Genomic DNA, 17,871 nt, shown 5'->3' on the forward strand with positions numbered 1-17,871 from the left:
GAATGAAATTTACATGAATATTTATATAAAAAACATGGTTTGTAACCGCTGCATAATGGCGGTAAAAAATGAATTGGAAAAACTCGGCCATCTGCCTTTGAATATAACTTTGGGCGAAGTACAGTTGACCAATGAAATGAACAATGAGGAGATCCAGCTATTTGGCCAACGGATGAAAACATTAGGATTCGAGATTATCGATGACAAAAAAAGTCGTGTAATAACTCAGATCAAATCTTCTATCATAGAGATTGTGCATCATCAGGACAGCGATTTAAAATCGAATCTTTCAGATTATTTAAGCCAAAAACTGCATCACGACTACACATATCTCTCTAATCTTTTCTCGGAAGCAGAAGGTACCACAATTGAAAAATACTACATTGCCCAGAAAATTGAAAAGGTCAAGGAACTGCTGGTTTATGATGAACTTTCGCTGAGTGAGATAGCGGGCAAAATGAATTACTCAAGCGTTGCTTATTTAAGCAATCAATTTAAAAAAGTTACTGGCCTTACTCCTACTTATTTTAAAAACATAAAGGAGCAAAAAAGAAAACCTCTAGACAATCTGTAAAAGTTACAAATAGTATCTATAATCAAGTAACATAAAAAACGTGGAGTGCTGCGAACTTTGCCTTGTAACAATACAACAACATGGCAACAAAATCAAACACTACAAAAGTCTTTCTGCCTCAAAAAGGCATTGATAACAAAACTACGATAAAAAAAAATTTTCCCGTATTGGATCTCAGCTGTGCTTCGTGTGCAATAAGTGCCGAAAACATTTTAAAATCCCAGCAAGGGGTTGTAAATGCAGAAGTCAACTTTGCCACTGCCACTGCATCAGTTGAATATATTCCTGATGCAGTGCAACCCATTTCCCTTAAAAATGCAATACAGGCAGGCGGCTATGATTTATTGATTGACGAAAACAAAAATGACGCCGATACTCTAGAAAACCTCCAAGAGGCAAAATTGGCACAGCTTAAAAAGAAAACGTATTGGGCACTTGCACTATCAATTCCATTGGCAATTATTGGCATGTTTTTCATGGAGATGCCTTATGCTAACCAAATCATGTGGTTATTGAGTACCCCCGTGGTTTTGTGGCTAGGACGTGATTTTTTTAAAAATGCATGGAAACAAGCTCAGCACCGTACTGCAAATATGGATACACTAGTAGCTCTAAGTACTGGGGTTTCATACATATTTAGTGTTTTCAACACTTTATTTCCTGAATTTTGGCATCAAAGAGGCTTGCATGCACATGCCTATTTTGAAACCGCCGCCGTTGTAATCGCCTTCATTTTATTGGGCAGGCTACTGGAAGAAAAAGCCAAAGGAAATACCTCAACAGCTATCAGGAAACTGATAGGCTTGCAGCCAAAAACAGTGACTATTGTGAACGAAAACGGGCTTGAAAAGGAAATCCCTATTGAACATGTGCAAATAGGAAATATAATCTTAGTAAAACCAGGAGAAAAAATTGCTGTCGATGGAACTGTAATTGATGGCAATTCATATGTAGACGAAAGCATGCTCAGCGGTGAGCCCATTCCTGTACTGAAAAAAGAACATGAAAAAGTCTTTTCGGGGACGATCAATCAAAAAGGAAGTTTTCAATTCCGCGCCGAAAAAATAGGCAGTGATACGATGCTCGCTCATATCATCAAGATGGTCCAAAATGCTCAAGGAAGCAAAGCCCCAGTCCAGAAATCAGTTGATAAAATTGCTGGAATATTTGTACCAGCAGTGATGGGAATTGCTATAGCTTCATGTATTGCCTGGACAATTCTGGGCGGAGAGAATGGTTTTACACATGGCTTAATGGCCATGGTCACGGTCTTGGTTATAGCATGCCCCTGTGCTTTGGGCCTCGCCACTCCAACAGCTATCATGGTGGGAGTTGGCAAAGGTGCCGAAATGGGAATTTTAATAAAAGATGCTGAAAGCCTAGAACAGTCCAAACGGATAAATGCAATTGTGCTTGACAAAACAGGAACAATAACAGAAGGAAAACCAGTTGTTACTGATGAATTCTGGCAGAAACAAAACCCTCAGCTGCAGCAAATTTTATATAGTATAGAAAAGCAGTCAGAGCATCCGCTGGCAGAGGCAATTGTAAAGCACATCCATTCGGAAACCAAAATACCGCTTTCTGATTTTGAAAGCATCACTGGAAAGGGTGCAAAAGCAGTCTTCGAGAGTGAAACGTATTTCGTGGGCAATCCAGCTTTAATGGAGCAAAATAATATTACTCTTGAAAATTCTCTATTGGAAAAAACAGCACAATGGAGCAAAGAAGCTAAAACTGTTATTTGGTTTTCTAACAGCAAAAATGCATTGGCCGTTTTTGCAATCGCTGACCAGATTAAACCAAATTCGAAAACAGCAATTGCCGAACTGCAAAAAAACGGAATTGAAGTTTATATGCTCACAGGTGATAATGAAACTACCGCTAATACAATTGCCAAAAAAGCAGGCATTAATCATTACAAAGCGGGAGTTCTCCCAGACCAGAAAGCGCAATTTATAAAAGAACTCCAGTCAGATGGAAAAATTACTGCAATGGCTGGCGATGGCATTAATGACAGTACAGCACTGGCTCAGGCAGATGTAAGCATTGCGATGGGAAAAGGAAGCGATATTGCTATTGATGTTGCAAAAATGACAATCATCTCATCGGATTTAAAAAAAATTCCCCAAGCCATCAGCTTATCAAAAGCTACTGTGGCCACCATCAGGCAAAACCTTTTTTGGGCTTTTATTTACAACCTTATTGGAATCCCCATTGCTGCTGGTATACTTTTTCCTATTAACGGATTTTTATTGAACCCAATGCTTGCTGGTGCCGCCATGGCATTGAGCAGCGTAAGCGTGGTAAGCAATAGCTTGCGCCTGAAATGGATGAAATAGAAATGAAATTACACATATCAATATTCTAAAACACAACAATAAATTTTTAAAAACAAAAAATATGAAAACTGAAAATAATGCTTTAAGATTCAAAACCAATATCAATTGTGAAGGGTGCGTTGCCAAAGTGACTCCGTTTCTTAATTCCAGTGACATAAAGCAATGGGAAGTGGATACTGCCAGCAGAGATAAAATTCTTACCGTTCAAGCTGATAAAACATTAGAAAGACATATCATCCAAAAGGTTCAGGAAGCAGGATTTAAAATCGAGCCAACTGATTATTAACTGCTAATGAAAAACAAAGAGATTCCTTTGTTTTCCTGCTGATATGAAAATTTTGTAACTTTTTTATGAAGTAATATAAAGATTTCGGGCGTATAAAATTGAACTTTACAACTGTTGTAATAAACCAATTAATCAGGCTTGAAAACTAAAAAATAACTTTATAAAAAAAGAACCATGAACAATATATTTAGAGGGCTGCTAGCTGGCTATGGAGCAAAAAAATTAGGTGGAGGCTGCTTTAGTACGATTTTAGTTTTTGTAATTATCTGGTTTCTTTTAGGACAATGCAGTTAAATTTAAATTCATATAATATATAAATTCATTCATTCATTAACATTCAAAATTAAATATCATGAGTACAGGTAAAGTAGTATTAGGAACAGTAGCAGGACTAGCTGTAGGTGGAATATTAGGAATCTTATTTGCACCTGAAAAAGGTTCAGTAACACGCCAGCAGATTATCGATAAAGGAAATGATTATGCAGATGAGCTAAAATCAAAATACAGCGGTATTGCAGAAACCTTAAAAGAGAAAATTCAAGCTACAAAAAAAGAAGCAAAAGATCTGGCTGATGTTGGGCTGGATAAATTTGAAAAAGTACAAGGCGACTTTAATGATGAAGCAAAAAATTTTTAATCCTAAATAATATATTATGACTGACGATACAACACCAATCGCAACGCTTTTTGAGCGTGCTGAAGATTATGCTAAAACGACCATAAAATTGGTTAAGCTAAACGCTGTAGATAAATCTGCCGAAATAGTTTCATCCCTATTTTCACTGCTTGTTGTCAGCATGACTGTTGTATTGTCAATCATAATTATAAGCATTGGCGTAGCGTTATGGCTCGGCAAATTATTAGGTGACACGTTTTACGGCTTCTTCATCATAGGAGCATTTTATTTGCTGATAGCGGTCTTATTCCGAATTTTCAGAGAAGAATGGCTCAAATATCCGGTAAGCAATTCTATAATCAAACAAATGATGAAGCAAAAAAAATCACAATCGAATTGATACAGCTACAGATGCTTGTTAAAATGATTTTGCATACAAATAAAAATAATCCTTATGAAAAAGCTGAACGAAACCGATGCGCTAAACGAAATGATAATCAATGTACAGCAGCAATATCAAACTGATTTATTCCTGCTGAAGGAACAGGCACATATTGCATATGAAAGTATAAAGCCGGTTAATCTTATCAAGAATCTCGTTCACGATGTGACATCGTCACCCCAAATTCAAGAAGATGTTTTTGGCAATGTACTTGGGCTGGTCACTGGATTTATATCTCGTAAACTTATGATTCATGAGGATAGCAGCATGTTCAAGAAAGTGCTGGCAACAGTTGCTCAATTTGCTATTGCAAATGTAGTGTCAAAACATTCAATCGATATTAAAGCTGCTGGAACGGCAATTTTTAATAATTTCCTGAGGAAAAAACACTAAGCACAATTTAGATTGCTAAAGCGCACTAGCTGGGAGGCTGGTGTTTTTTTTTTATAAAAACAATTGACAATTAATAAGTTGCATCCCTGTATAAAAATTTGACGTACATAAGCATTTCAAAATAACTGGTCTTCTTTAGAGATTCCAGCAAAAATTAGTAGATTCGTATCCATAAATAACCATGGCTAAAAAAGAAATATGGTAAAAAATACCAAATTCGGCTTAGCTTAAAAAAACAATAAAATAATGGCTTCAGGCTTTTTTGTACTATTAGATGATATCGCAGCAATTATGGATGATGTTGCTGTAATGAGTAAAGTTGCAGCAAAAAAAACAGCGGGTATTCTGGGTGATGACTTGGCGGTAAATGCAGAAAAAGCTTCCGGGTTTATTTCTTCAAGAGAACTCCCTGTATTGTGGGCTATTGGAAAAGGCTCTCTCATCAATAAAATAATTATTTTGCCAATTGCCTTTTTGCTGAGTGCTTTTTTTCCTGTGGCAGTTATTGCAGTTTTAATACTGGGCGGTCTTTATTTAGCTTACGAAGGTGCCGAAAAAATATACGAATATTTTTTTCACAGAGAACACGCTGTTACCGAAACGTTAAGTCAAGAATTTTCGGAAGAGGAAATTCTGGCACATGAAAAAGTCAAAATAAAATCAGCAATTGTAACAGACTTTATTTTATCGGTAGAGATTGTCATAATTGCATTAGGCACAGTAATAGAAAAGCCTTTGTTATCGCAAATAATTGTTGTTTCGTTTATAGCAGTTCTGGCTACTGTAGGAGTTTATGGAATTGTAGCTATAATTGTGCGAATGGATGAATTGGGATATAAACTCATTAAGCACAGTACAAAAGATCGCAGTATTTCAAAATTTATAGGAAACCTGCTGGTTCAGGCTTTGCCAAAAGTCATTAAAAGCTTAGCCGTAATTGGCACAATCGCCTTGCTTCTTGTAGCTGGCGGCATTTTTGCACACAATATTGATTTTCTTCATCATTTATTCCCCGAATGGCCTCCAATTGTAAAAGAATTCAGTTTTGGGCTTGCTATTGGTTTTATTGTTTTAGCAATAGTAAACATCTTTAAAAAAATAATTAAAAAAAAGAAATAAAGGATCAGATTTTTAAATAAAAAGCAGCCTTCAGTATATCATCTGCAAGGCTGCTTTTTTATTATCCGCTTTTATCAAAACATTATTTCGAAACCTAGATTTATCTGTAAACGTTTTGTCCACTTGACTTCCAGTTCTGTTCCAGATAATCAGCATCATCATCGTTTTTAGGATGAACACCCAAAACAACGTGTCCATTCTTTATTCCTGATTCATAAATTTTTGCACGATCTTCTGGAATTCCTGAGCCAACAAGTGCTCCAATAAGACCGCCTGCAATTCCGCCTGCTCCTGCTCCTGCAAGTCCCGCAGCCAATGGTCCAGCAATAATCAATCCTAATCCAGGTATCACTACACTAGTCCCTAGTGCCGCTACGACACCTGCTATAGCACCAATTGTCCCGCCAATGGCAGATCCTGTACCTGCTGTTTCAGCAGCTTTGGTACCTAGCTCAGAGTTGTCATTTTCGTTTGAATAATGCTTTTTGCGCGTTTCATCCGACATCAGCAGATTGATATCATCTTTTGAATATCCACGCTCATGAAGTGCATTATATGCATTTTCTGTACTTTCGCGATCAGCGAACATTCCTGTCAGTATTGGACGTTTCCCAGTACTGCCAGTATTTCCATTGTTTAGGTCGTTTTCCATGATATTAAAATTTTAAAAATGAATTATTTTTTCACTTTTGTAAAATTGGAAATAATACCATTGGAATGTTTTACACAATTTTATTCAATTATTGCAAAATATTGCCAGAACTGTTTCAAAACAATATGCCTATCTTTGGGTTATCACCGAAATAAACTTTCGACATATTAAAAAAAAGAAAAATGAAATTTAAAGGAGTAATTTTTGATTTAGACGGTACATTAGTAAACTCACTAGAGGACATTGCCGATGCTATGAATAAGGTTCTCACGAGTCTTGACTATCCTATTCATACTTATGAAACCTATCAATACTTCATTGGCAGCGGTCTTCGGAATCTAGTAACCAGATCTTTGCCAGAGACTAATAACAGTACAAAAAATATAGATTATTGCTATCAATTAATGATTGAAGAATATAGCAGCAATTGTACGCATAAAACCAAAGCATACCCTGGAATTACTGAATTATTAGATAACTTGTTTTCTCATAACATCAGATTAAGCGTATTTTCGAATAAATCGGATGAGCTTACCAAGAAAATCACTTCTCATTTATTTCCTGGTATTTTTGACCCAATAGCTGGCTTGCGTATAGAAGCTTTAAAAAAACCAAATCCTTCTGAAGCAATTATGATCAGCAGAAAAATGGGTTTAAACACTGAAGAAATAATTTTTGCTGGAGATTCAGATATTGATATACAGACTGCTATAAATGCTAATATGACTCCTGCTGGCGTAACATGGGGGTACAGGCCAGAGGAAGAATTAATTGCAGCTGGAGCTAAATATATACTAAATAAGCCTTCAGATTTTATGGAAATTTTACATCCAGCCGATCCAGTCATGTTTAATAAAAAGTGACATCAATACTATCAGTCAAAAACTGCCTTAAAAAAACCCGTTCCAGCATAATAAATTGATTTATATTTTTAAAAAATGTATTTCACATATATATTTTTTTAATTTTATATTTCAATAAATTATTAAAAGAAAAATAATGAAAATAGGAGTTTTAGGAACCGGAACAGTTGGTACAGCAATTGCTTCCAAATTAATCGAATTGGGTCATCAGGTAATGATAGGCTCCAGAAACAATACAAATGAAAAGGCAATTCAGTTTGTGGATAAATTTGATTCAAATGCCAGCTGTGGCTCCTTTGAAGAGGCGGCTGCTTTTGGTGAAATTATCTTTAACTGCATCAAAGGCGAATTTGCATTGGCAATATTAAAATCAGTAAAAGACAGCATTCAAAACAAAATCCTTATTGACATCAGTATTCCGGTAGATACCAGCAAAGGAGCTCCATTGAGCTTATTACCTGAACTTTGCAATACCAATTCGCTTGGGGAAGAAATCCAGAAAGCCCTTCCTGATACCAAAGTCGTAAAAACACTAAACACCATGTGGAGCACTCTTATGACCGCTCCTGCAACCCTAAATAATGGAGATCATACCAATTTTATATGTGGTAATGATATCGAAGCTAAAACCGCCGTGAAAAGCCTGCTTAATGAAATTGGATGGAAAGAGGAAAGCATCTTAGATTTAGGCGACATCCTCGGCTCCAGAGCTACTGAAGCTACAGTTCTGCTTTGGCTGCGAATCTGGGGAGCTACAATAGGCACTTTTAGCCTCAAAGTAGTTAATTAAAACCTATGTGAAATACAAAAGACTGCATCGTGCCAAAAACACTTTGCAGTTTTTTTTTATGAGATAATGTGTGATAAGGAATTATTTTCTGGTTTAAAATAACAGATTAAGATTGAATATTATCCACGACCTCCTTGAGCATCTGCAAGCTTTTCATTTTATCCTGATGGTTATAAATAGGACTGCTGATCATTAGTTCATCGATACGGGAATACTGAATAAATTTCTTTAATTCCTTACTCAAAGTTTCCTTGCTGCCTATAAAAGAACCTGCAGTCATCTGGTTTACATGAAAACGCACCTCTTCACTCATATCATTCATCAGATTGGTCAAAGAAGCAACTGGAGGCTGTAACGGTTTTCTAGTATTTTGAACTAAATTCTGAAACATCAGATATAGGCTAGTAGAAAGAACTTCGGCTTCATCATCTGTATCAGCGACTATTGCATTGACGCAGGCCATTGTTTTAGGCTCCTGAAGATATTCCGAAGGCTTAAAATTTTCTCTATAAAATTCAAATGCCTGAATCATCTGCCTTGGTGCAAAATGTCCTGCAAAAGCATACGGCAATCCGTAAGCAGCCGCTAATGTGGCACTGTCCATGCTTGATCCCAAAATCCAAATAGGCACATTTGTTCCTTCGGCCGGAAAGGCGCGGACGCTTGCTTTTGCATTTTCTACAGAAAAATAATCCTGCAATGCTGAAACATTTTTTGGGAAACGCTGTGATTCTTCAAAAAAATCTTTGCGAATAGCTTGTGCAGTCTGCGAATCGGTTCCAGGTGCTCTTCCTAAGCCAAGGTCAATACGGTCCGGATATAACGTTGCCAATGTTCCAAACTGTTCGGCGACAATCAATGGTGAGTGATTCGGCAGCATTATTCCCCCAGATCCTACTCGTATATTTTGTGTCATACTTGCCACATATCCAATCAAAACTACTGTAGCTGTACTGGCAACATGTGCCATATTGTGATGCTCAGCCAGCCAGAATCGCTTATAACCCAAAACATCGACAAGCTGTGCCAGCTCTTTGGTCTTCTGCATCGTTTCGGCAGTATTGCTGCCTTCTGTAATTATTGCTAACTCTAATAAAGATATTGGGATTTTCATATTAGCTTTTGATTTGTACAAATTTAGCCATTAAAATTTAACCTCTTTAGCCATGAATGTTAATTCAATTATAATTTTTAAAGGATGGTTTCACATTCCAATTTCGAAGATTGCCACTCTTCATAAAAAATAACTATTTTTGCATTCTAATTTTTTTATCATGTCAAAGAAAAGATACAAAATAGCAGTTATCCAATTAAACCTGAACGATGTTGCCGAAAACAACCTGAAAAAATGCTTAAGCTGGGTTCGTGATGCAGCAAGTCAAGGAGCCGAAGTAATTTCGCTGCCAGAATTATATAGCAGTCATTATTTTTGTCAAAGTGAAGATGTAGATAATTTTGCATTGGCTGAACCATTATACAGCACATCTTTTACAGCTTTTAGTGCATTGGCAAAAGAGTTAGGAGTGGTAATAATTGTTCCTTTCTTCGAAAAAAGAATGGCAGGAATATACCATAACAGTGCATACATCATAAATACTGATGGATCTGAAGCTGGTTTGTACCGCAAAATGCATATTCCAGATGATCCTCATTTTTATGAAAAATTCTATTTCACGCCTGGTGATTTAGGTTTTAAAGCTTTCCCGACCGAAAAAGGCAAAATTGGTACTCTAATCTGCTGGGATCAATGGTACCCGGAAGCGGCACGATTAACCGCTTTGCAAGGTGCTGATGTATTGTTTTACCCAACAGCAATTGGATGGCATCCTCTTGAAAAAGAACAATATGGTGAAAATCAGCATGGAGCATGGATGAATGTCATGAAAGGACATGCTGTTGCAAATGGTGTATATGTAGCTGCTGCTAACCGAATTGGCTTGGAGCAGTATATTGAAGGAACAGCTGGAATTCAATTTTGGGGATCCTCTTTTATTGCTGGCCCTCAAGGAGAAATTCTTGCTCAGGCATCACATGACAAAGAAGAAATCTTAATTGCAGAAGTTGACTTGGATTTACAGGAAAATGTTCGTCAAAACTGGCCTTTCTTTAGAGATAGAAGAATTGACGCCTTTGGCGATATTACAAAAAGAGCCATTGAGTAGTTTTATTTCACGCTATAAAGAAAGCCGTTTCAAAAAAAATGAAACGGCTTTCTTTTTTTTTTTTGCAAAATGCTTATTTCACTTGAAAAGAAACTCTTCTTACAATTTGACGGGCCTCTTTAGAATTTTTATTTACTGAAGTATCTTCACCGTTAGCAATTACATTCAATCTAGAGGCATCGATTCCAGCATTAGCAGCTATTTTCTTCACGGCTTCAGCTCTTTTTCTGGATAATTCAGTGTTGTAGGCTGAATTTCCAATTTCGTCAGCATAACCAATAATATCGGCATTTTTAGATGGATTATCTTTTAAATATTTCACTAAGAAACCAATACCTTGTAAAGAAGCATTTGTAGGTTTTGCCGAATTAAAATCAAAATAAACATTAACATATCCTTTGTTTATTAAATCCTCTACACTGCTATTGCTGGTTACTGCACTATTATTCTGTCCATAAGTCTTACTCAAGTAGCTTTCTAATTCATCTGGCACACCATTTTGATTGGTATCTATAGACTGTCCTTTTGTATTGACAGCAACTCCTGTAATAGAATTTGGTTCTAAATCATACAAATCTGCAACACCGTCCTTATCTGTATCCAAAAGACCATCTTCAATTAATTGTACTCTTTTTTCCAGACCATCGTATTTATCAGATTCGCCAACCCAATCAGCATGTTTTGTGTTTTTTCCTAAATAAAAAGTCAAACCCACCGATGCATTTAATAATAAACCATCAAATGAACCTGTACTTGTTGGGCTCATGCCATCAAAATTATAATTCTGTCTCCCATTGATTATTCCGGTAAGGTCTCCTGTCAAAACTGCCCTATCACTTAATTTGATTTGACCTGTCATACCTAAAATTCCATTAGCAGCATAATCTTCGCCATCAAAACTATCTGCAGTAAGCTGTGAAACTCCAAATCCTCCATGAACCAGCAAACCTAAAGTACTAGTCCAGTTTTCAAAATTTAAGGCTCTTCCCACATTAATCACTCCTTGCAGGCTGGTTCTTAGCTGTGTGCTTTCAAACGCAGGGGTGTCGTTACGCTCCTGAAATTTATCATAACCAAAATCCCATTTTAGACCAAATTTAGGATCAAACATATATCTAACCCCAAAGTCAGCATGGAAAAGATTAAGAGTCGATGTGCTATAGCCTGCAGACATAGCTCTAGTAGGTTTATTCCATCCTCCATTAAATTCGATTGACCACTTATTGTAAGCAAGGCTATCGATTGAAGAAGTTATCGTGGTTGTTGCAGCATCTTGTGCAACGGCAGCAAGCGAAAAGAGTAAAAGCGTTACTGAGAATAGTTTATTTTTCATAATATTTAAATTAGAATTATGCTTCATGTTTTTAAAATCCCCCAAAAATTATGGTTTGACTTTTAGATAATGTTACACACTGCGTTACATAATTACCATGTTTTCCATTAAATCATTATAAACAATGAAATAAAAATTATTATTTGATATTAAAAAATCAAAAAACAACAATTTTACTATTGCCTATTCTGGATTTGTTTTACACTTTGCTAATTCCACAATTACAAAACATATATGAACATGTAAAAACTCTCCCTTTTTGACACTTTTATTAATCCCCTTGTTTCCTTATCTTTGCCCGCATTTCAATTAGCATCTATCATGACTACAGTTACAAGACGTTTTCCTGCAGAATGGGAAAAACAACAAGGGATTTTATTGTGCTTTCCTCATAACGGCAAAGATTGGCCCGGAAAATACGAAGCCGTACAATGGGCATTTGTTGAATTCATCAAAAAGGCCGCTGGCTATGAACAAGTATTTCTAGTAGTTTCTGATGAGAATCAAAAAAACAAGGTGACTGAAATGTTAGAAACAGCTCATGTAAAAATGAGCAGTATCTCCTTCATTATACATAAAACCAATCGGAGCTGGATGCGGGATTCTGGACCAATCATTGTAAAAAATGGTACTGCAAGAGAAGCACTGAATTTTAACTTTAATGGCTGGGCCAAATACAAGAATATAAACCTTGACAAACATGTTCCTGCCAAAGTCGCAGAGCATTTAAATATTCCTGTTACCCAAGTCATGTATAAAGGGAAACCAGTTATTGTTGAGGGCGGAGCTATTGATGTGAATGGACGTGGCACATTGCTGACCTCAGAGGAATGTTTGATGCATCCTTCGATTCAGGTTCGGAATGCTGGGTTTACAAAAGCAGATTACGAAGCAGTTTTTAAAGAATATTTAGGCGTAACCAATGTAATCTGGCTAGGTGACGGAATTGAAGGCGATGATACACACGGTCACATAGACGATTTATGCCGGTTTGTAAATGAAGACACTATTGTAACTATTGTTGAAACCGATAAAAATGATCCAAATTACAAACCTTTGCAGGATAATTTGAAACGTTTACAGAATGCGAAACTGGAAAATGGAAAATCTCCCGTAATTGTAGCTCTGCCAATGCCAAAACGTATAGACTTTGAAGATTTAAGATTACCTGCCAGTTATGCTAATTTTTTGATTTTGAACAATTGTGTACTTGTCCCGACGTTTAACGACAGTAATGACAGAATAGCTTTAAATATTTTGGCAGAATGTTTTCCAGATCGTGAAGTAATAGGAATAAGCTGCATCGATTTTATATGGGGATTTGGTACTTTGCACTGCTTGAGCCAGCAGATTCCAGAATAATTTCAAAATATACTTTACAAAAAAAGACTTGCAGCTAAATTAATTTCTGCAAGTCTTTTTTTATTATTCAAATTTTTAATCTCTTTTAAAAACCAATTTCTGATTGGAACTGATAATCATATCAAAACCATTTTTAGCTTCGTTAAACTCAAAAATAACGCCTGCTTCTTTCGATTCAAATTTATCCTTGCCAATTGGAGTAAGTGAAAATTTTGGATAATCGGTGATTTCGGCAAAAAGGACGCTGTTTTTCTCAGTCATTTCAATTTTAAGAGGAGCATCTTTAGTAGAAAATCTGCCCAAATAAGCATCTAAGATTATATCTTTCTCAACTAAGCCTTTTTCGGACTTCCAGATATTATTATTTACATTCACATCAGGAAAAACATGACCTGGATCAATAACAATACTCTCGATTTCTTCGGAAGTGTCTACTTTAAAAGACCAGTCCGAATTGCGCTGCCAGATTTCAACCGGCAGATTGACACGGGTTACTTTTCCGCTTTTGGTTTTTACATCCAAAATCACAGGCATAGCCATTTTTTCGAAATTTTCAATAGTAATCACAGCACCTTTTGCAGGATCATTTTTTACATATTTAACTGAATTTACTCCTTGATCCAAACGCCAGTTATTAATAAACCAGCCTTTCCAGAACCAGCTTAAATCCTCTCCTGCCACATTTTCCATCGTCCTGAAAAAATCGTCTGGAGCTGGATGCTTGAAAGCCCAGCGTTCAATATAAGTCCTGAAAGCCAGATCAAATCGTTCTGTTCCTAATATTTGCTCTCTTAGCATTACTAAACCTGCACTTGGCTTAAAATAACACAAAAGTCCAATATTTTTTTCCTTCATATTATCTGGAGAACTCATGACAGGTTCAGTACTCGGATTAGTAAAATAATCAGCATTTTTCTGCATGTCAGTTACTTTGCTTTTGTATTCACCTTTATTAAAATCAACTGAGCTTAATGAATTGATAAAAGTGTTGAATCCTTCATCCATCCAGCCAAATAAACGTTCATTAGACCCTACAATCATTGGAAACCATCCATGACCAAATTCATGATCTGTAACCCCCCATAAATCTTCACCTTTTGACTCCCAGCTGCAGAAAACAATTCCTGGATATTCCATTCCTCCTTCATTTCCAGCTACATTAGTTGCAGCAGGATACGGATATTCGAACCATCTATTAGAATAGTTTTCGATAGAGGCTTTAGTATATTCTGTAGAACGTCCCCAAGCTTCGCTTCCTGCACTTTCTACTGGATAAGCGGATAACGCAAGTGATTTTTGGCCACTTGGCAAATTAATTCTGGCTCCGTCTAAAATAAATGCTGATGAAGATGCCCATGAAAGATCTCTTGCGTTCTTGATTTTAAAATGCCATGTTTTTTCGGCTGTAACTGCTTTAGATGCATTTGATGCCACTTCTTCGGCAGTGCGGATCATTACCGTTTTTTCACTCTGCTTAGCGGCAGCAAGCCTTTTTTGTTCAGTGGCGGTATACACAGAAGCTGGATTTAGCAATTCTCCTGAACTAACCACAATATGATTGGACGGTACAGTAATATTTACATCAAAATCTCCATATTCCAGATAAAACTCAGATGCTCCAAGATATGGATTGGTGTTCCATCCCCTCAAATCATCATAGACACACATACGAGGATACCATTGGGCTATAGTGAAAATTTTTCCGTTTTTAGTATCCAAAACTCCCATTCTATCAGAGCCTTCTTTAGGAGAAATAAAAGAAAAATCGATTTTGATTTTTACAACTCCCCCTTTTGGATTCAAATCGTCTGGAAGAAAAACCTGCATTCTAGTATCAGTAATAATGAACTTTGCCTCTTTTTCTATAGATTTTCCTTTTGAAACAGACACGATTTTAACCGATTTGATTTTATGTCCACCATCAAAAACTTCTCCTCTGGCACCATTACGGCTGCCGCTTAGCGGGATTAGTGAATTGCCTCGTGAATCGGCCTTAAATAGATTCTGATCCAGATGCATCCAGACAAATGACAATTTATCGGGGCTGTTATTGGTGTAGGTTACAATGCCAGAACCAGTAATTTCGTTGGTTTTCTCGTTTAGTTTTGCAGTCAGTTTATAGTCTGCCCTATTTTGCCAATAGGCATAACCAGGCGCACCGCTTGCAGAACGAGTTGGAGTAGCATCTTTGGTATAAAAAATGGGACCAAAAGCATCATTATAATTATAATTTGAAACGGGTTTAGCACTGGGGGCTGCTCCAGGAGGAGTTTCCTGACTCCATGAACTGCTAAATACAATTAATAAAGCCATTTGCATTAAGGCTCCAAAACGGTTGTTTTTCATATGTAGATATTTATTATTTTTTAATGAAGAGACTATGATTATACCAATATGATGCAAGATATTCTATAGACTATATTATGGTTATTTCATCTTTTTAATCATTCTAAAAACAAATTACAGCAAAAAAAATCAATTTTAAAGTTAAAATTAAGAATTTGATTGATTTTCGCTTCAAATAAATTTTAAATTTACTTTCTTCGAAATAAGAATTATAAATATCTTTACAAAAGCATTTTCTAAACAACAAAACCACTACTATTTTGATTACTACTATTTCTAACTCTATTGTAACTGCTGTTATAAAACATACTGGAGCCGAATTGTGCTCTTTAAAAGATATTGATAATAAAGAATACATCTGGAATGGCAATCCCAACTTTTGGGGAAAGCATTCTCCCGTTTTGTTTCCAATTGTTGGTTCCTTGAAAAACAATCGTTATCTGCATGACAATAAAGAATATCAATTATCACGTCATGGGTTTGCACGCGAAATGGAGTTCCAATTAATAGACAAGCAGGAAAACAGCGCTGTTTTTTCCTTAGTTTCCTCACAGGAAACTGCAGAGAAATACCCTTTTGATTTTGATCTGCAACTGATATATACATTAGACAACAAGTCATTGAAGATTGAATATAAGGTTTTCAATAATGGAGAATCAAAAATGCCATTTTCAATTGGTGCGCATCCTGCATTTGATTTGCCTGGCGCTTTTGATAACTATAGTCTTTCTTTTGATAAAGATCCTCTGCAATATTATTTATTGGATGAAGGACTGATTTCGAATACTGCAAATACATTATCATTAAATCAAAATGAATTGCATCTGAATTATAAATTATTCGAAAAAGATGCTCTCGTTTTTAAAAACATACCTTCAAAAACAATAACTATTCTAGAAAAATCCAAACCTTTCCTGAAAGTAAGTTATTCAGATTTTCCAGACTTAGGCATCTGGACTCCTCCAAATGCGCCTTTCATATGTATTGAACCATGGTTTGGCTATTCAGACACCGTTGATAAATCTGGTGAGCTTTTATGCAAAGAGGGGATTCAGATTTTAAATAAAAATGAATTTTTCCACTCTGCTTTCACCATTGAAATTTTATAAACTAAGACAACTTTAGACTCAAAAAAGCATGCTAAAAATCAATTTCTTACCTTTTCCAGTATTAAAGACTGACAGATTGCTTTTGAGGCAAGTAACTCCTAATGATGCTGATACAATTTTGTCCTTGCGCTCCAATGATGAAGTCATGAAATATATTCCGAGACCGTACCTTAGAAACAAGGAAGAAGCCTTGGAACTTATTGCCATATTTGATGATAAAATCGAAAACGGGATTGGTATTAACTGGGGTATTGCTTTCCTGGATGAGCCCGAAAAAATCATTGGAATCATTGGCCATTACCGCTTAAAACCCGAACATTACAGAGCCGAAGTAGGCTACATGCTTTTTCCTGAATATAATGGAAGAGGAATTGTTTCGGAAGCACTGCAAAAAGTGGTAGATTATGGTTTTAATGACATGAAATTACACTCGATAGAAGCAATTTTGGATCCTGCAAATACAGCATCTGAAAGAGTTTTATTGAAAAACGGTTTTGTAAAAGAAGGTCATTTTATTGAAAATGAATTTTATGAAGGACGTTTTCTGGATAGTGTGATTTATTCTAAATTGAATAAATAATAACACATTCATTTTTATGAAAACGAATGCCCTAGCCCAGATGGGAACGGCATCCTGTTGTCCTGGGGTTCAGGACAACAGATATAGTGGACAGCTGGATTAAGCTCCTAATTATCTGGATTGTATTTTTGGAAGCGTTTTTATGTACAGATTCTCTACCTGTTTTCTAGCCCAATCTGTTTTTCGCAAAAAAGTCAGGCTAGATTTTATGCTTGGGTTATCATTGAAACATTTTATTTTGATCAGTTCACCCAAGGTATCAAAACCATAATATTCTACTAATGTCTCCACTATTTTTTGAAGCGTAATCCCGTGAAGAGGATCTTTTGACTGCTGTTTTTCCATAACTGCAAATTTATAGCATTTTGCTAAAAACAATTGTCCATTCATTAATTAGTTCCTAAATTTGCCCTACTATGCAAAAAAATGTAAACATACTCAATAAAAGAGCCCGATTCGATTATGAAATTCTGGAAACTTATACTGCCGGAATTGTTTTGGCCGGTACCGAAATCAAATCTATCCGATTAGGAAAGGCCAATATTACCGAAAGTTTTTGTGAATTCAGTAACAATGAACTTTTTGCAATCAACACTTATATTGAAGAATATAGCTTTGGAAACCAATTTAATCATAAGGCCCGGAGTGAACGAAAACTGCTCTTGAATAAAAGAGAATTGAAAGGTCTGGCTCGAAGCGTTCAGGCCAAAGGTCTGACAATAGTACCTTTGAAATTGTTTACCAATGAAAAAGGGATGGCCAAATTACAGATTGGACTTTGCCGAGGCAAAAAAACATACGACAAGAGAGAATCATTGAAAGAGCAGGATACCAAGAGAGATTTGGATAGAATCAAAAAAGCTTATTAAATAAAAATCTCGTTAAAGTTTTTGTTTATTTTA

At 36.1% G+C, this 17,871-nt stretch carries 19 protein-coding genes; 14 read left to right on the top strand and 5 right to left on the bottom strand.

Annotated features, from left to right (window positions below; translation table 11 throughout):
- The first annotated feature begins 13 nt into the window (after nucleotides 1-13).
- The 7 genes from ABEG11_RS01545 to ABEG11_RS01575 all read left to right on the top strand — a co-directional run bounded on the left by ABEG11_RS01545 (nucleotide 14) and on the right by ABEG11_RS01575 (nucleotide 5,772).
- Nucleotides 14-574: a helix-turn-helix domain-containing protein gene (locus ABEG11_RS01545; RefSeq protein ID WP_348822441.1), complete on the top strand. Its 561-nt coding sequence runs from the start codon at nucleotides 14-16 to the stop codon at nucleotides 572-574.
- A gap of 80 nt (nucleotides 575-654) precedes the next feature.
- Nucleotides 655-2,916: a heavy metal translocating P-type ATPase gene (locus ABEG11_RS01550; RefSeq protein ID WP_348822442.1), complete on the top strand. Its 2,262-nt coding sequence runs from the start codon at nucleotides 655-657 to the stop codon at nucleotides 2,914-2,916.
- 61 nt (nucleotides 2,917-2,977) lie between these two features.
- Nucleotides 2,978-3,202: a heavy-metal-associated domain-containing protein gene (locus ABEG11_RS01555; RefSeq protein ID WP_348822443.1), complete on the top strand. Its 225-nt coding sequence runs from the start codon at nucleotides 2,978-2,980 to the stop codon at nucleotides 3,200-3,202.
- A gap of 352 nt (nucleotides 3,203-3,554) precedes the next feature.
- Nucleotides 3,555-3,839 carry a YtxH domain-containing protein gene (locus ABEG11_RS01560; protein WP_348822444.1) on the top strand — a complete coding sequence of 95 codons (285 nt, stop codon included), beginning with the start codon at nucleotides 3,555-3,557 and terminating at the stop codon, nucleotides 3,837-3,839.
- Between the two features lie 16 nt (nucleotides 3,840-3,855).
- The gene (locus tag ABEG11_RS01565) at nucleotides 3,856-4,218 is read left to right on the top strand and encodes a hypothetical protein (RefSeq protein ID WP_348822445.1); all 363 of its coding nucleotides are present in this window, start codon (nucleotides 3,856-3,858) and stop codon (nucleotides 4,216-4,218) included.
- Between the two features lie 54 nt (nucleotides 4,219-4,272).
- Complete coding sequence (locus tag ABEG11_RS01570; RefSeq protein WP_348822446.1) at nucleotides 4,273-4,653, top strand: hypothetical protein; 381 nt, start codon at nucleotides 4,273-4,275, stop codon at nucleotides 4,651-4,653.
- A gap of 246 nt (nucleotides 4,654-4,899) precedes the next feature.
- A complete protein-coding gene (locus ABEG11_RS01575; RefSeq protein WP_348822447.1) occupies nucleotides 4,900-5,772 on the top strand; it encodes a DUF808 domain-containing protein in 873 nt (290 codons plus the stop codon).
- Nucleotides 5,773-5,872: 100 nt separating this feature from the next.
- Here the strand turns inward: ABEG11_RS01575 and ABEG11_RS01580 are convergent, their stop codons facing one another.
- Nucleotides 5,873-6,424: a hypothetical protein gene (locus ABEG11_RS01580; RefSeq protein WP_348822448.1), complete on the bottom strand. Its 552-nt coding sequence runs from the start codon at nucleotides 6,422-6,424 to the stop codon at nucleotides 5,873-5,875.
- A gap of 182 nt (nucleotides 6,425-6,606) precedes the next feature.
- Here ABEG11_RS01580 and ABEG11_RS01585 point away from each other — a divergent pair, with 182 nt between their 5' ends.
- Both ABEG11_RS01585 and ABEG11_RS01590 read left to right on the top strand, forming a co-directional pair.
- The gene (locus ABEG11_RS01585; RefSeq protein WP_348822449.1) at nucleotides 6,607-7,287 is read left to right on the top strand and encodes an HAD family hydrolase; all 681 of its coding nucleotides are present in this window, start codon (nucleotides 6,607-6,609) and stop codon (nucleotides 7,285-7,287) included.
- A 136-nt stretch (nucleotides 7,288-7,423) separates the two neighbouring features.
- A complete protein-coding gene (locus ABEG11_RS01590) occupies nucleotides 7,424-8,077 on the top strand; it encodes an NADPH-dependent F420 reductase (RefSeq protein WP_348822450.1) in 654 nt (217 codons plus the stop codon).
- A gap of 106 nt (nucleotides 8,078-8,183) precedes the next feature.
- Here ABEG11_RS01590 and ABEG11_RS01595 read toward each other — a convergent pair whose 3' ends face one another.
- Entirely contained in the window at nucleotides 8,184-9,191 is a 1,008-nt protein-coding gene (locus ABEG11_RS01595; RefSeq protein ID WP_348822451.1) for an LLM class flavin-dependent oxidoreductase, read from the bottom strand.
- Nucleotides 9,192-9,351: 160 nt separating this feature from the next.
- On the opposite strand from ABEG11_RS01595, the gene ABEG11_RS01600 reads away from it, so the two are divergent.
- Nucleotides 9,352-10,239: a carbon-nitrogen hydrolase gene (locus ABEG11_RS01600; RefSeq protein ID WP_348822452.1), complete on the top strand. Its 888-nt coding sequence runs from the start codon at nucleotides 9,352-9,354 to the stop codon at nucleotides 10,237-10,239.
- 73 nt (nucleotides 10,240-10,312) lie between these two features.
- Here the strand turns inward: ABEG11_RS01600 and ABEG11_RS01605 are convergent, their stop codons facing one another.
- Nucleotides 10,313-11,572: an OmpA family protein gene (locus ABEG11_RS01605; protein ID WP_348822453.1), complete on the bottom strand. Its 1,260-nt coding sequence runs from the start codon at nucleotides 11,570-11,572 to the stop codon at nucleotides 10,313-10,315.
- Between the two features lie 321 nt (nucleotides 11,573-11,893).
- Here ABEG11_RS01605 and ABEG11_RS01610 point away from each other — a divergent pair, with 321 nt between their 5' ends.
- Complete coding sequence (locus tag ABEG11_RS01610; RefSeq protein ID WP_348822454.1) at nucleotides 11,894-12,934, top strand: agmatine deiminase family protein; 1,041 nt, start codon at nucleotides 11,894-11,896, stop codon at nucleotides 12,932-12,934.
- A 75-nt stretch (nucleotides 12,935-13,009) separates the two neighbouring features.
- Here the strand turns inward: ABEG11_RS01610 and ABEG11_RS01615 are convergent, their stop codons facing one another.
- A complete protein-coding gene (locus tag ABEG11_RS01615; protein WP_348822455.1) occupies nucleotides 13,010-15,280 on the bottom strand; it encodes a M1 family metallopeptidase in 2,271 nt (756 codons plus the stop codon).
- Nucleotides 15,281-15,540: 260 nt separating this feature from the next.
- On the opposite strand from ABEG11_RS01615, the gene ABEG11_RS01620 reads away from it, so the two are divergent.
- Entirely contained in the window at nucleotides 15,541-16,389 is an 849-nt protein-coding gene (locus tag ABEG11_RS01620) for an aldose 1-epimerase family protein (protein ID WP_348822456.1), read from the top strand.
- Between the two features lie 28 nt (nucleotides 16,390-16,417).
- Nucleotides 16,418-16,969, top strand: a complete 552-nt coding sequence (locus ABEG11_RS01625) for a GNAT family N-acetyltransferase (RefSeq protein WP_348822457.1) — start codon at nucleotides 16,418-16,420, stop codon at nucleotides 16,967-16,969.
- 111 nt (nucleotides 16,970-17,080) lie between these two features.
- On the opposite strand, the gene ABEG11_RS01630 is transcribed toward ABEG11_RS01625, so the two are convergent.
- Nucleotides 17,081-17,314 (bottom strand): VF530 family protein, encoded by a 234-nt coding sequence (locus tag ABEG11_RS01630; RefSeq protein WP_348822458.1) that lies wholly within the window; start codon nucleotides 17,312-17,314, stop codon nucleotides 17,081-17,083.
- 71 nt (nucleotides 17,315-17,385) lie between these two features.
- On the opposite strand from ABEG11_RS01630, the gene smpB reads away from it, so the two are divergent.
- The gene (gene smpB, locus ABEG11_RS01635) at nucleotides 17,386-17,838 is read left to right on the top strand and encodes an SsrA-binding protein SmpB (RefSeq protein ID WP_315197221.1); all 453 of its coding nucleotides are present in this window, start codon (nucleotides 17,386-17,388) and stop codon (nucleotides 17,836-17,838) included.
- Nucleotides 17,839-17,871: the final 33 nt, after the last annotated feature.

The sequence above is a fragment of the Flavobacterium aestuarii genome (genome assembly GCF_040049115.1).
In the GTDB taxonomy this organism is placed as follows: domain Bacteria; phylum Bacteroidota; class Bacteroidia; order Flavobacteriales; family Flavobacteriaceae; genus Flavobacterium; species Flavobacterium aestuarii.

What these genes read in the sequence shown, in the direction of transcription:
- ABEG11_RS01545 (WP_348822441.1), top strand. Translation starts at nt 14, where the DNA reads ATGAATATTTATATAAAAAACATGGTTTGTAACCGCTGCATAATGGCG.
- ABEG11_RS01550 (WP_348822442.1), top strand. Translation starts at nt 655, where the DNA reads ATGGCAACAAAATCAAACACTACAAAAGTCTTTCTGCCTCAAAAAGGC.
- ABEG11_RS01555 (WP_348822443.1), top strand. Translation starts at nt 2,978, where the DNA reads ATGAAAACTGAAAATAATGCTTTAAGATTCAAAACCAATATCAATTGT.
- ABEG11_RS01560 (WP_348822444.1), top strand. Translation starts at nt 3,555, where the DNA reads ATGAGTACAGGTAAAGTAGTATTAGGAACAGTAGCAGGACTAGCTGTA.
- ABEG11_RS01565 (WP_348822445.1), top strand. Translation starts at nt 3,856, where the DNA reads ATGACTGACGATACAACACCAATCGCAACGCTTTTTGAGCGTGCTGAA.
- ABEG11_RS01570 (WP_348822446.1), top strand. Translation starts at nt 4,273, where the DNA reads ATGAAAAAGCTGAACGAAACCGATGCGCTAAACGAAATGATAATCAAT.
- ABEG11_RS01575 (WP_348822447.1), top strand. Translation starts at nt 4,900, where the DNA reads ATGGCTTCAGGCTTTTTTGTACTATTAGATGATATCGCAGCAATTATG.
- ABEG11_RS01580 (WP_348822448.1), bottom strand. Translation starts at nt 6,424, where the DNA reads ATGGAAAACGACCTAAACAATGGAAATACTGGCAGTACTGGGAAACGT.
- ABEG11_RS01585 (WP_348822449.1), top strand. Translation starts at nt 6,607, where the DNA reads ATGAAATTTAAAGGAGTAATTTTTGATTTAGACGGTACATTAGTAAAC.
- ABEG11_RS01590 (WP_348822450.1), top strand. Translation starts at nt 7,424, where the DNA reads ATGAAAATAGGAGTTTTAGGAACCGGAACAGTTGGTACAGCAATTGCT.
- ABEG11_RS01595 (WP_348822451.1), bottom strand. Translation starts at nt 9,191, where the DNA reads ATGAAAATCCCAATATCTTTATTAGAGTTAGCAATAATTACAGAAGGC.
- ABEG11_RS01600 (WP_348822452.1), top strand. Translation starts at nt 9,352, where the DNA reads ATGTCAAAGAAAAGATACAAAATAGCAGTTATCCAATTAAACCTGAAC.
- ABEG11_RS01605 (WP_348822453.1), bottom strand. Translation starts at nt 11,572, where the DNA reads ATGAAAAATAAACTATTCTCAGTAACGCTTTTACTCTTTTCGCTTGCT.
- ABEG11_RS01610 (WP_348822454.1), top strand. Translation starts at nt 11,894, where the DNA reads ATGACTACAGTTACAAGACGTTTTCCTGCAGAATGGGAAAAACAACAA.
- ABEG11_RS01615 (WP_348822455.1), bottom strand. Translation starts at nt 15,280, where the DNA reads ATGAAAAACAACCGTTTTGGAGCCTTAATGCAAATGGCTTTATTAATT.
- ABEG11_RS01625 (WP_348822457.1), top strand. Translation starts at nt 16,418, where the DNA reads ATGCTAAAAATCAATTTCTTACCTTTTCCAGTATTAAAGACTGACAGA.
- ABEG11_RS01630 (WP_348822458.1), bottom strand. Translation starts at nt 17,314, where the DNA reads ATGGAAAAACAGCAGTCAAAAGATCCTCTTCACGGGATTACGCTTCAA.
- smpB (WP_315197221.1), top strand. Translation starts at nt 17,386, where the DNA reads ATGCAAAAAAATGTAAACATACTCAATAAAAGAGCCCGATTCGATTAT.